The sequence below is a fragment of the Streptomyces sp. NPDC055966 genome (assembly GCF_042269865.1).
In the GTDB taxonomy this organism is placed as follows: Bacteria; Actinomycetota; Actinomycetes; order Streptomycetales; family Streptomycetaceae; genus Streptomyces.
On the sequence record NZ_JBHJYK010000002.1, the window covers coordinates 154243 to 167216 of the forward strand.

A 12974-nucleotide genomic window follows, 5' to 3' on the forward strand; every position below is an offset into this window, starting at 1 on the left:
CGCGCCGGTGCCGATGCCGCCCCGGCCGGGTCTGGACGGGATGGGAGGGGCCGCCGCGTGAAGCGCACATCGCGTGACATCCGCACCGCGAACCGCTACGAGGTGCTGCGCCAGATCATCGCCGAGTCTCCTACCTCCCGGCAGGAGTTGGCGGCCGCCACCGGACTGAGTCTGGCCACCGTCGCCACGCTGGTCGGCGAGCTGCTGGACCTGCGCATGATCACCGAGGTCGGGTTCGAGGACTCGGCGGGCGGGCGGCCCCGGGGGCTGGTGGCCGTCAACGCCTCGGGCGGGGCGCTGATCGGGGTGGACATCGCGGAGACGTACGTCCACGTCGAGCTGTTCGACCTGGCCCTCGACGTGCTGGCCCGTGCCGACGAGGACATGCGGCCCGGCGAGAGCCGCCCGGAACAGGTGGTCGGCCAGGTCGCCGCCGCCGTCGGCGCGGTGATGGCGCAGGCCGGGGTCGAGGCGGCCCGGGTGCTCGGCGTCGGGGTGAGCGTGCCGGGCCAGGTGGACCGGGACAGCGGCGTCGCCGAGTACGCGCCCAACTGGGACTGGCACGACGTGCCTTTCCTCGATCTGCTCGCCGAACACATCGCGTATCCGCTGTACCTGGACAACCCGCTGCGCGCCTGCGCGGTGGCGGAGCTGTGGTTCGGGGCCGCGCGCGGCCGCGGAGACACGGTGGTGGTCAATCTGGGCACGGGCGTCGGCGCCGGTCTGGCGCTCGGCGGCGGGCTGCACCGGGGGGTGAGCAACAGCGCCGGCGAGTGGGGTCACACGACGCTGGTGCTGGACGGCCGGCTGTGCCACTGCGGCAACCACGGCTGTGTCGAGACCTACGTCGGCGCGCCCGGCATCATGCAGAATCTGCGCGAACTGAACCCGGGTTCCCCGCTGTTGCACCCCGAGGACCAGACGGCCACCATCGACGCGCTGGCCCGCGCGGTCGCCGCGGGCGATCCGGTGGCGCTCAAGGTGGTCCGGGACACGGCCCGTTACCTCGGTGCCGGCATCTCCGATCTGATCAACCTGCTCAACCCCGAGGTGGTCGTGCTCAGCAGCTGGGTCGCCTCCCGGCTGGGCGCGCCGCTGCTCGACGAGGTGCGCCGGGCCGTGGCCCGGCACGCGCTGCGCCGGCCGCTGGCCGCCACCGAGATCGTCCTGTCCCCGATCCCCACCGACCCGGTCTCCCTCGGCGCGGCCACGTTCGCGCTGGAGGGGGCGCTGCAGTCGGTCGGGCCGAGGCAGGGCACCGCCAAGAACACCGCCAAAGGCACCACGAGAAGCACCGCCTCGCGCACCACCCTCGCAAGGAGCCGTACCGCACCGCCTTCATGACGACGGAAGGGATGCACGTGTCTCACCCCCGCAGGAGATCCCCGCTGCTCGCGGTCCCGGCCGCGCTGGCCTTCGGCGCCGCCCTCCTCACCTCCCCGCCCGCGAGCGCCACCACCGCCCCGGCGACCACCGCCCCGGCCGCCGCCGAGGTCTCCCCGCACGCCGCCCAGACCATCGACGACATCGGCGCCTCGGGCGCCTGGTGGGTCAACGACCTGACGCACTTCGACCCGAAGGTGCAGGCCAGGGTCGCCCAACTCCTGTTCTCCCCAGAGGGGTTGGACCTCAGTTCGTACCGCTACAACATCGGGGGCGGCGGCACCGCCGTCACCACCGCGGCCCGCGCCGCCGAGGACTTCCTCAAGACCGACGGCTCCTACGACTGGAGCCGGGACAAGGGCGGCCGGACGTTCCTGGCGTACGCCGCGAAGTACGGGGTCAAGGACCTGATCGGCTTCGTCAACAGCGCACCCGCCCGGTGGACGACCAACGGCCGGAGCTGCGGCGGGCAGTTGAAGGCCGAGAACGAGAGCGACTTCGCGAAGTACGTCGCCGACGTGACCGATCACTTCGCGCGCCAGGGCGTACGGCTGGACTACATCAGCCCGTTCAACGAGCCGGACAACAGTTTCGCCGACTGCGGTCAGGAGGGCATGCCGGTCCCGGTGGACCAACGCGACGACATCGTGCGCGCGCTCGGCTCCGAGCAGCGGGCCCGGCACCAGAAGACGTCGGTCATCGCGGACGAGTCCAGCAGGACCACGCAGTTCACGAGCGAAGTGCCGCAGTGGATGGCCCAGCCGGGCACCGCGCAGTACGTCGCCAGGCTGGCCCATCACACGTACGACGACCCGGACGACGGCCGGCTCGGCAATGTCTACGAGACGTCGAGGTCGGTCGGCAAGACCTCCTGGGCCACCGAGATCTGCTGCTTCGGCAAGGGCACGACGGGCTGGAACCAGGAGTACGACCCGACGATCGACAACGCCCTGCTGATGTCGCGGATCATCTACAAGGACTTCGCGACCTCCCACGACTCGGCGTTCCAGTGGTGGGTGGCGCTCGCGAGCGGGTACGGCACCAGCCCGACGGCGAAGAACGACCAGGGCTGGAACGACGGCCTGGTCTACTACGACCCCGACTACGCGGCGAACGGCGACCAGCGGCTGTACTTCACCAAGCGGTACTACGCGCTCGGCCAGTACAGCAAGTTCGTCCGGCCGGGCGCGGTCGCGCACGACGTGACCGGGGCGCCGGACGGCGTGGAGGTGTCGTCGTACGACCGGGACGGGCAGTGGGTGGTCGTGGTGAACAACCACAACACGACCGACACCGCCCTGAACCTGCACTTCAACAGCGCGGCCCCGGTGCGGGCGACGCAGGCGGTACGGACCTCCGCGAGCGAGGACTGGGCGAGGGTCGCGAAGCCCTCGGTGCGCGGCGGGACCGTGTCCGCGACGCTCGCGGCCCGTTCGATCACGACGTACGTCTTCGGCCGGAGGACACAGGGCGGGCACGGCGGTTCGGCGGTCACCGGGGCCCTGGCCGGCAGGCAGTCCGGCAAGTGCCTGACCGCCGACGCCTCGGGGGCGGCGATCGCCACGTGCACGGGCGCGGCTGACCAGGCGTGGTCGTACGACGCCGCCGGCACGCTGAAGGGTGCCGACGGCTATCTGACGGCGGGCGGTTCGGGACTGGTAGCGAGTGCCGCGGCCACGGGTGACGGCACCCAGCGCTGGCTGCTGAACGGCAACGGGCAGATCGTGAACGAGGCGTCGGGCAGGTGCCTCGACGTCAGCGGGCAGGCCACCGCGGACGGCGGCAAGGTCATCGTCTACAGCTGCAACGGCGGCGCCAACGAGGCCTGGTCGAGGCAGTAGTCCCCTCCTTCGGTCCAGCCCTCCCCCTGACCGAGGGCCGCCGGCCACACCCCTGACCCGGCGGCCCTCATCTCCCCTGCCCCGACATCCCGTTCGTGATTCCGAACCGGATGCAACTCTTCGAACAGACTTCGTCCAACCCCTTGCCGAAGCCTTAGCCGAAGGTTAACGTCCCGCACCGCACCCTCCTTTTCACGCCACTCGGCCATCAGGCCGTCCGGCCCTCGGGCGCAGAGCCGCACACGCACGCCGCGCGCTGCATGCCACAAGCCGGAAGCCGCAAGCAGCCGCACCGAGCCGCCCGCCGTACTCGAAAGACAAGGACGTCAGCATGTCGGCACAGAGCAACAGCCACTGGGACCGCCGTTCGCTCCTCCGGGCCGCCGCCGGCCTGGCCGTCGCCGCCCCGCTCGCCGCGTGCGGCAGCAACAACGGGCGTGGGGGCGGCGGTTCGGGCAAGCAGCTGCAGCAGTACTTCCACGCGTACGGCGAGGCCGGTGTGGAGCAGGCCGTCAAGCGGTACGCGAAGGCGTACTCGAAGGCGAACGTGTCCACCCAGTGGATCACCGGCGCCGACTACGAGACCAAGCTCTTCGCCGCCCTGCTCACCCAGCAGGCGCCCGACGTCTTCGAGTTCCACCCGCAGATCCAGCTGGTCAAGAGCGGCCAGGTGGCGGACCTGACGGACATCATCGAGCCGGTCAAGGACGACTTCAACCCGGCCGACATCGCCTCGCACAGCTACGACGGCAAGATCTACGGCGTCCGCATGATCGACGACCCGCAGTTCCTCTTCTACCGCAAGTCGATGCTGCAGAAGGCGAACGTCGCGGTGCCGACGACCCTGGAGGAGCTGATCGAGGCCGCCGCCAAGCTCACCACCTCCAAGGTCAAGGGCCTCTTCCTCGGCAACGACCTGCACGCCATCGAGGCACCCCTGATCTGGTCCGCCGGCGCCGAGACCCTCACCGCGAAGAACGAGATCGGCTTCCACACCGACGGGGTCGTCGAGGGCCTGCGCCAGCTGCGCAAGCTGTTCACCAGCGGCAGCCTGCTGCTGGACGCCCCGGCCGACTTCTGGGACCCGTCCGCGATCAGCCAGGGGCTGTGCGCGATCCAGTTCTGCGGCATGTGGGCGATGCCCGTGATGCAGAAGGCGCTCGGCGACGACCTCGGCGTCCTGCCCTTCCCGAAGGTCGGCAGCAAGGGCAGGCCGTCGGTCTACAACGGTGGCTGGTCGATGTTCGTCAACGCCAAGGGCGGCGACGTGGACGCGGCCAAGGAGTACGTGAAGTGGCTGTGGATCGACCAGAAGCAGTACCAGGAGGACTTCGCCACCTCCTACGGCTTCCACATCCCGCCGCGCACGTCGATCGCCGCCCGGGCCGACAAGCTCAAGTCGGGCCTGGCCGCCGAAGGCGTGAAGCTGTTCAACACCTACGGTCACTTCGACAACATCGGCTGGACCCAGGCCATGTGGAGCGCCTGGGACTCGGTCATCGCCGACTGCGTGCGCAAGGGCGGTGACCCGAAGGCCGCCCTCGACAAGGCCGGCAGGACGGTCGAGCGCGAGCTGAAGAAGCTCTTCGGATAGACCGGCGGACGGACTGCGACATGTCGACCACCACCACCCGCGGGATCGCCCGCCCCACCCCGGCCGGGACCTCCGGTGCCCGGCCGCGGCAGGGTCTCGGCGCGAACCGGACCCTCAACTTCTGGCTCTTCACCGGCCCGTTCCTCATCGGCCTGGTGATCTTCGTCTTCGTCCCCATCGTCTGGAGCGTCTGGCTCAGCTTCTACGACGCCCGCTTCACCGTCACCCCGAGCCACTTCGTCGGCCTCGACAACTACCGGCACATGCTGTCGAACAGCGACTTCACCGGATCCCTGGTGACGTTCACGGTGTTCGCCGCGTTCATCGTGCCGACCACCTGGGCGCTCTCCCTCGGCCTCGCCCTGCTGGTGCACCGGCTGCGCCTCCTGCGCGCCTTCTTCCGCTCGGTGTTCTTCCTGCCGACCGCGTGCAGCTATGTCGCCGCCGCGCTGATCTGGAAGATGTCCCTGTTCAACGGCGTCCGCTTCGGCCTGGCGAACACGGTCGTCGGCTGGTTCGGCGTCGACAACATCGCCTGGGTGTCCAACCCGAGCCCGCCCTGGTACTGGCTGGTCATCGTGACCGTACGGCTGTGGCTGCAAGCCGGTTTCTACATGATTCTCTTCCTCGCGGCCCTGCAGAACATCCCCGGCGAGCTGTACGAGGCCGCGGCCATCGACGGCGCCAGGCGCGGCTGGCAGACCTTCCGGTACATCACGCTGCCCCAGCTGCGCGCCACCTCCACCGCGGTGATCCTGCTGCTGCTCATCGCCGCATACCAGGCCTTCGACGAGTTCTACAACCTCATCACCACCCGCGCGACCTGGGGTCAGACGCCCCTGATGGTCCTGTACAAGACCGCCCTCGGCTCCAGTCAGGACTACGGCTCCGGCAGTGCCGGCGCGGTCATCCTGACCCTGCTGATCTGTGTCGTCACCCTGTTCCAGGGCAGGATCATGGGCTTCGGCCGAGGGGAGGAGTCCACGTGACCACGTCCGTACCCGAGGCCGGCGCGAAGAGCCGCCGTGTGCGGCGCGCCGGCGTCCTCGGCAACACCGGCCTCTACCTTGCCGTGAGCGTCGCCGCGGTGCTCTTCCTCGTCCCCTTCTATCTGATCGTCCGCAACGCCCTGTCGACGGACGCGGAGATCACCGGCGAGAACTGGCAGTTCTTCCCCACCCATCTGCGGTGGGGCAACATCTCCGAGCTGTTCGACGACACGACGGTCGACTTCGCCCGGTCCCTGTGGAACTCGATGGTCGTCGCCGTCCTCATGACCGCCGGCATCCTGCTGATCTGCTCGCTCGCCGGCTACGGCCTCGCCCGCATCCCCTACCGGCACGCCAACAAGGTCTTCTACGCCGTCCTCGCCACGTTGATGGTGCCGACGGCCGTCACCTTCGTGCCCAGTTTCGTCCTGGTCTCGTCCCTCGGCTGGGTCGACAGCTACCGGGGGCTCATCATTCCGGGCCTGTTCAGTGGTTTCACCTGCTTCCTGTTCCGGCAGTACTTCCTCGGGTTCCCGAAGGAGCTGGAGGAGGCGGCGCGGGTGGACGGGCTCGGCTACTGGGGCGCGTACTGGCGGGTCGTCGTCCCCAACTCGCTGAACTTCTTCGCGGCGATGGCGACCATCACCTTCATCAACGGCTGGAACTCCTTCCTGTGGCCGCTGGTCATCGGCCAGGACCCGAACGCCTGGACGGTCCAGGTCGCCCTGTCGTCGTACATGACCAACCAGACCGTCAACTACCACCTGATCTTCATGGCCACCGCCGTGTCCATCCTGCCCCTGCTGCTCGTGTTCCTCTTCCTTCAGCGCTGGCTGGTGCAGGGGATCGCGCAGACCGGTATCAAGGGCTGAGCGAGGAGAACGATGTCTTTCCGCACCACCGCTGAAACCGCTTACGTCGAGGACGTCTCCCCGGGCTCCGGCGCACTGCCGCCACGCGCCTGGTACGCCTCCTCCGACTCCATGTCCCTTTCGCTGAACGGCAGTTGGCGCTTCCGGCTGGCGCAGACGGCCGACGCCGAGGACGACTCCTTCGCCGCCGAGGGGTACGACGCCGGTGACTGGGCCGAGGTCTCGGTCCCCGGCCACTGGGTCCTCCAGGGCGGTGGTGCCTTCGGATCCCCGATCTACACCAACCACCTCTATCCGTTCCCGGTCGACCCGCCGCGCGTGCCGACCGAGAACCCGACCGGCGACCATCTGCGCGTCTTCGACCTGCCGGCGGACTGGCCGGACCTCGCCGAGGGCGGCGCGGTGCTGCGCTTCGACGGGGTGGAGTCCTGCGCCCGGGTGTGGCTGAACGGCACGGAGATCGGCGAGTTCAAGGGCTCGCGGCTGCCGCACGAGTTCGCGGTCGGCAGTCTTCTGAAGACTGTGGACAATGTACTGGCGGTCCGCGTCCACCAGTGGTCGGCCGGCTCCTATCTGGAGGACCAGGACCAGTGGTGGCTGCCGGGCATCTTCCGTGACGTCACCCTGCTGCACCGCCCGGCGGGCGCCGCCGCCGACTTCTTCGTCCACGCCTCCTACGACCATCTCTCCGGCACCGGCACCCTGCGGGTCGACTCCGACGTGCCCGGCCGGGTCACCGTGGCGGACCTCGGCATCGACCTCGCGACCGGCGAGAGCGTGACCGTGCCGGTCGAGCCGTGGTCGGCGGAAGTGCCGCGGCTGTACACGGGCGAACTGGCCACCGAGGGCGAGCGGGTGCCGCTGCGCATCGGGTTCCGTACCGTCGAGCTGTCGGACGGCCTGATCAAGGTCAACGGCAGGCGGGTCCTGTTCAAGGGCGTCAACCGGCACGAGTGGCACCCGGACCACGGCCGCGCCCTCGACCTGGCGACCATGCGCGAGGACGTGCTGCTGATGAAGCGGCACAACGTCAACGCCGTGCGCACCTCCCACTACCCGCCCCACCCGGCCTTCCTCGACCTGTGCGACGAGTACGGCCTGTGGGTGATCGACGAGTGCGACCTGGAGACCCACGGCTTCACCGAGCAGGGCTGGCGGGACAACCCCGTCGACGACGACCGCTGGACCCCGGCCCTGCTGGACCGCGCCTCCCGCATGGTCGAGCGCGACAAGAACCACCCCTCGGTCGTCGTCTGGTCCCTCGGCAACGAGGCCGGCACCGGCCGCGGCCTGACCGCGATGGCCGAGTGGATCCACGGCCGCGACGCCTCACGCCTCGTGCACTACGAGGGCGACATCGACTGCCGTGACACGGACATGTACTCCCGCATGTACGCCTCCCACGCCGAGGTCGAACGGATCGGCCGGCACCTGGACGGCGGCACCCGCAAACGCCGCGAACTCCCCTTCATCCTGTGCGAGTACGCCCACGCCATGGGCAACGGCCCCGGCGGACTCGCCGACTACCAGCGGCTGTTCGAGACGCACGAGCGGCTCCAGGGCGCGTTCGTCTGGGAGTGGATCGACCACGGCATCACCCACCCGGAGCTGGGCTACGCCTACGGCGGCGACTTCGGCGAGGAACTGCACGACGGCAACTTCGTCTGCGACGGCCTGCTCTTCCCGGACCGGCAGCCCTCCCCCGGGCTGGCCGAGTTCAAGAAGGTGATCGAACCGGTCGGCATCAGCGGCACCGCCGGCGACGGCACGGTCCGGATCACCAACAAGCAGGACTTCGCCAGCCTGTCGGCGCTCGCGTTCTCGTGGTCGTACGAGGTCGAGGGGGAGCCGGTGGAGTCCGGCACGCTGACGGTGCCCGCGCTGGCGTCCGGCGAGTCCGCCGACGTGAAGCTGCCCGCACCGCCGGCCACGGCGCCGACGGGCGAGGCCCACTGGACGGTCCGCGCGGTCCTCGCCGCCGAGACCCCGTGGGCGCCGAAGGGCCACGTCGTCGCCTGGGGCCAGGTCCCGGCCTCGCCGCGCCGGGTGCCGTCGCTCGCGCCGACCGCCCGCCCGGTGCCGGGCGCCGGGGTGATCACCCTCGGCCCCGGCACCTTCGACGCCCGCACCGGCGCACTGACCGCGATCGGCGACGTGCCGGTCACCGGTCTGCGGCTCGACGTGTGGCGGGCCACCACCGACAACGACGACGGCGCCGCCTGGCAGAGCGACACGCGCTACGGTCTGCGGTGGCGTCAGCTGGGTCTGCACCGGATGCGGCACCGGCTGGACGCGGTGGAGGCCGGCGAGGCCGCGCTGACCGTGCGGACGCGGGTGGCACCGGCGGCGGCGGAGGTCGGACTGTCGACGGTATACCGCTGGACGTCTGATGGAGACAGTCTACGGTTGACTGTATACACGACCCCCGAGGGCGACTGGACCGTCCCGCTGCCCCGGCTCGGCGTCCGCCTCGGCCTGTCGGCGGCCGACGACGTGCGGTGGTTCGGCGGCGGGCCCGGTGAGGCGTATGCAGACACCAGGATGGCGTCGACGGTCGGCCGTTGGCAGTCGACTGTCGACGGTATGCAGACGCCGTACGTCCGTCCGCAGGAGAACGGCGCCCGGATCGACGTCCGCTGGGCGGAGCTGGGCGGGCTGCGCATCGAGGGCGACCCGGAGTTCCTCCTCACCGTCCGCCGCTGGACCACCGAGCAACTGGACGCCGCCGCCCATCGCACGGACCTCACGCCGGGCGGCACTGTCTGGGTGAACCTCGACCACGGTCAGCACGGCATCGGCTCGCAGTCCTGCGGACCGGGCCCACTGCCGCAGTATCACCTGCGCGCCGAACCGGCGGAGTTCTCCTTCGTGTTCTCACGGACCAGTTGACGCGCGGCGCCACGTCCCCCCGCCGTCCGGCACCCTCCTCCCTCCGAACCTAGGCCTCCTAGGATATAACCTGGGTATCCAAGGAGGAGGGGTCGGACGATGGCGCGCGCAGGGCTCAGTACCGAGCGGTTGATCACGGCGGCGGCCGAACTCGCCGACGAGGTGGGCTTCGAGAAGGTCACCCTGTCCGCGCTGGCCCGCCGTTTCGGGGTGAAGGACGCGAGTCTGTACTCGCACGTCAAGGGCCTTGCGGACCTGCGGACCCGGCTCGCGCTGCACGCGGGCGGCGAACTGATCGAGCGGATCGCCGCGGCCGTGGCGGGCCGGGCGGGCAAGGAGGCGCTGGCCGCGTTCGCGGGTGCCTACCGCGGCTATGCCCTGGAGCACCCCGGCCGGTACGCGGCCACCCAGATCCGCATCGACCAGTCCCTGATCGCCGACTCCCCCGCGATGCGCCGCACGGCCGAGATCACCTACGGGATGCTGCGCGCCTACGGCCTGGACGAACCCGATCTGACCGACGCCGTACGTCTGTTGCGCAGCACGTTCCACGGCTACTGCGCCCTGGAGTCCGCGGGCGGCTTCGGCGCGGCCCGCGAGGTGCGGGCCTCCTGGGACAAGGCCGTGGAAGCCCTGCACCTCGCCCTCACGCACTGGCCCCGGGAGACGAGGAACGATGGCTGAATCCCCGCACCACGACGTCACGGGCAGTGGTCCCGTCCTGCTGATCGTGCCGGGCGGGGCCGGGCACCCCATGGGGTTCGGGCCGCTGACCGAGCGGCTGGCGCGGCGCTTCACCGTCGTGACGTACGACCCGCTGGGGCTCGCCCACGGACGGCTCGGCCTGCCGGTGCCGGACCAGCGTCCGGCGGACTGGAGCGAGGGGGCGCACCGGCTGCTGCAGGCCGTGCTGCCGCCGGGGGAGCGGGCGTATGTGTTCGGGACCAGCTCCGGCGGGATCGCCGTACTCGACCTGGCCGCCCGGCACCCGGAGCGGCTGGCGGGAGTGGTGGCGCACGAGCCGCCGTGTGTGACGGTGCTGCCGGACGGGGCGGAGCGGCGGGCCGAGTTGCTCGCGCAGTTCGACGGGGCCGGGCGGCCGCCCGCCGAGGGTGAGTCGGCGACCCCGATGGGCGTCTTCCTCGCGCACGTCCTGCGTCCCTTCACCGCCCACGTCCCGGCCGTCCCTGCCGCCGGGGCGCGTCTCACCCTCGCCGCCGGGGCCGGCTCACGCGGCCAACTTCTCTACCGGACCGGTGAGTTGCTCGCCGACCGGCTCGGCGGCTCCTTCGTCGAGTTCCCGGGCGGGCATCTCGGCGCCCTCGATCACCCCGAGGAGTTCGCCGGCCTGCTCACCGCGACATTCCTGTCCGGCGCGCACACCTCGGCGTAGGACGGCGTCGTACCGCCCGGCACCCGGCCGGCCGCGATGTCGGCCACCGCGTCCAGCGCCGCCCCCAGCGCCCGCCGGTAGAGGAACGATCCGAGGCTGACCCGGGCGACGCCGAGGTCGGCGAGATGGGAGACCGTGGGGCCGGTGGGCGAGTAGAGAATGTTGAGCGGGGTGTCGAGGTGCCGGACGAGGCGGCGGATGCGGTCCGGATCGGTCAGCCCGGGTACGAACACCCCGTCGGCGCCCGCCTGTTGGTAGGCGTCGAGGCGGTTCAGCGTGTCCGTCCCGACGGTGTCACCGTCACCGTCGCTGTCACCGCCGTCGCCGTAGCTGTCGCCCAGCCAGTACGTGTCCGTGCGGGCGTTGATGAACAGGCCGGGCACGGCGGCCTTCACCGCCGCGATCTTCGCGGCGTGCCGGCCGGCCGGCCCGAGCCCGTCCTCAAGGTTGATGCCGACGACCCCGACGGACCACAACTGGCGGGCCAGTTCGGCGACTTCGGCGGGGTCGTCGGAGAAGCCGTCCTCCGCGTCGACGGAGAGGAGATACGGCTCCGAGCCGAGTGTGAGGGCGAGCCCCAGGGTCTGCTCGCGGGTCGCGCCCCGGCCGTCGGGCAGTCCGGCCGCCGCCGCGACGGCCAGGCTGGTCGTGCCGATCGCCGGGAACCCCCGGGCGGCGAGCGCGGCGGCCGAGGCGTGGTCCCAGGCGTTGGGCAGCAGCAACGGCTCACCCGGGCGGTGGTGCAGCGCGGCGAACGTGGGTACGGTCCCGGTCACGGTGGGCTCTGCGGTCATGGGACCACGCTAGGCGCCGGACACTTCGGCGTGCGCCGGACTATGGGCGACCTCCGCCGGGCCATGGACGCCCTCCGCCGCACGAGGAGCGGTGCCCGGTGCCTCGCGGGACCTGGGGCGCCCCGGTTCCGGTCGGGACGCCCCAGGCGTTCATCCCACCCGCACCAGGCCCTCGGGCACCAGGTGCCGGGCCAACAGCGCGCCGCGGACGAGGCCCGCGAAGACGGTCGCGCCGTGCACGGAGGTGTGGGTGTTGTCGCGCTTCTCGTCGTAGAGGTAGATCGCCTTTGAGCCCTCCACGCCCAGGGACTCCACCAGCGCCTTGGTCCGCGCCGTGAGGTCGATGAGGGGCACGTGCTCGGCGGCGGCGACGGAGCGCATGACCGCCGGGAGGTCGACGCCGAGGCCGTTGACCAGCAGGGCGGTGCCGTTGTCCAGGGTGCCGTCGGCGTTGAACCAGCGCCGCACGATCGGGGTGACGAGCACCGGATCGCCGCCCTGGGCCCGGATGCCCGCGACCATGGTCTCCAGGTCGGCCCGGTAGGTGGCCTCGTCGGTGGTCTTGTCGTTGTGGGCGAGCTGGACCAGGACGAGGTCGCCGGGGCGGATCAGCGGCCGGACCGTGCCCCACAGCCGCGGATCGGCCAGGTAGCTGACCGTACTCTCGCCGGAGGCTGCGTAGTTGGCGACCGAGAGACCCCTGCGCAGGTACTGCGGGAGCTGCTGGCCCCAGCCGGAGTACGGGGCGGCGGGCTGGTCGCAGACGGTGGAGTCGCCGATCAGGATGATCTGCCGGGCGTGCCGGGCCGGGGTGACCCTGATGCCGGCGAGGGCGGGGGCGGAGCCGCCGAGCGCCAGGTCGAGGCCGGGGGTTCCGGTAGGGCCGGTCGGCTCGCCCTCGGGGGTGCGGACGTTCACGGTGAAGCTGCGGGTGACCCGCGCTCCGGCCGCGACGGCGGTCTCCGGGAGCAGGGAGCGCCGGGTCTCGCCGGTGATGGCCGTGCTGGAGGCCGTCGCGGCGCCGAGCCGGACGGTCACGTCGTAGGTGCCCGGCGGGACGTCGAAGTGGCAGCCGGTGTCCGTGCAGTTCTCCGGGCCGAGCGGCCGGGGCCCGGGACGGGCCTGGGCGGGGGCTGCCGCCAGGGTCGCGCACAAGGTGACCGCGACCGCGGCAAGTACGGCGCGGCGCACGGCGTTGAAACGTCTCACTCGTGGCCTC

10 protein-coding genes are annotated in these 12974 nt (G+C 71.2%); 8 read left to right on the forward strand and 2 right to left on the reverse strand.

The features are described 5' to 3' along the window. Nucleotides 1–57 precede the first annotated feature (57 nt). From ACFC8N_RS05015 to ACFC8N_RS05050, 8 genes are all read left to right on the forward strand, one after another. A complete protein-coding gene (locus ACFC8N_RS05015) occupies nt 58–1344 on the forward strand; it encodes an ROK family protein (RefSeq protein ID WP_376286496.1) in 1287 nt (428 codons plus the stop codon). Between the two features lie 11 nt (nt 1345–1355). Then, the gene (locus ACFC8N_RS05020; RefSeq protein ID WP_376286499.1) at nt 1356–3224 is read left to right on the forward strand and encodes a glycoside hydrolase; all 1869 of its coding nucleotides are present in this window, start codon (nt 1356–1358) and stop codon (nt 3222–3224) included. Nucleotides 3225–3555: 331 nt separating this feature from the next. Next, on the forward strand, nt 3556–4818 hold the full coding sequence (locus ACFC8N_RS05025) for an ABC transporter substrate-binding protein (RefSeq protein WP_376286502.1): 1263 nt from the start codon (nt 3556–3558) through the stop codon (nt 4816–4818). Between the two features lie 20 nt (nt 4819–4838). Continuing rightward, complete coding sequence (locus ACFC8N_RS05030; protein ID WP_376286504.1) at nt 4839–5807, forward strand: carbohydrate ABC transporter permease; 969 nt, start codon at nt 4839–4841, stop codon at nt 5805–5807. Next, complete coding sequence (locus ACFC8N_RS05035; RefSeq protein ID WP_376286507.1) at nt 5804–6679, forward strand: carbohydrate ABC transporter permease; 876 nt, start codon at nt 5804–5806, stop codon at nt 6677–6679. The genes ACFC8N_RS05030 and ACFC8N_RS05035 overlap by 4 nt, the downstream gene beginning before the upstream one ends. Before the next feature lie 12 nt (nt 6680–6691). After that, nucleotides 6692–9568, forward strand: a complete 2877-nt coding sequence (locus ACFC8N_RS05040) for a glycoside hydrolase family 2 TIM barrel-domain containing protein (RefSeq protein WP_376286510.1) — start codon at nt 6692–6694, stop codon at nt 9566–9568. Nucleotides 9569–9667: 99 nt separating this feature from the next. Then, complete coding sequence (locus tag ACFC8N_RS05045; RefSeq protein WP_362821190.1) at nt 9668–10252, forward strand: WHG domain-containing protein; 585 nt, start codon at nt 9668–9670, stop codon at nt 10250–10252. Continuing rightward, complete coding sequence (locus ACFC8N_RS05050; protein ID WP_356021922.1) at nt 10245–10961, forward strand: alpha/beta fold hydrolase; 717 nt, start codon at nt 10245–10247, stop codon at nt 10959–10961. The genes ACFC8N_RS05045 and ACFC8N_RS05050 overlap by 8 nt, the downstream gene beginning before the upstream one ends. Here ACFC8N_RS05050 and ACFC8N_RS05055 read toward each other — a convergent pair. Together ACFC8N_RS05055 and ACFC8N_RS05060 are read right to left on the reverse strand one after the other, a co-directional pair. Continuing rightward, on the reverse strand, nt 10895–11755 hold the full coding sequence (locus tag ACFC8N_RS05055) for an isocitrate lyase/phosphoenolpyruvate mutase family protein (RefSeq protein WP_376286514.1): 861 nt from the start codon (nt 11753–11755) through the stop codon (nt 10895–10897). The two genes, ACFC8N_RS05050 and ACFC8N_RS05055, sit on opposite strands and share 67 nt — an antisense overlap. 150 nt (nt 11756–11905) lie before the next feature. Then, nucleotides 11906–12964 carry a rhamnogalacturonan acetylesterase gene (locus ACFC8N_RS05060; protein ID WP_376286517.1) on the reverse strand — a complete coding sequence of 353 codons (1059 nt, stop codon included), beginning with the start codon at nt 12962–12964 and terminating at the stop codon, nt 11906–11908. Between the last annotated feature and the right edge of the window lie 10 nt (nt 12965–12974).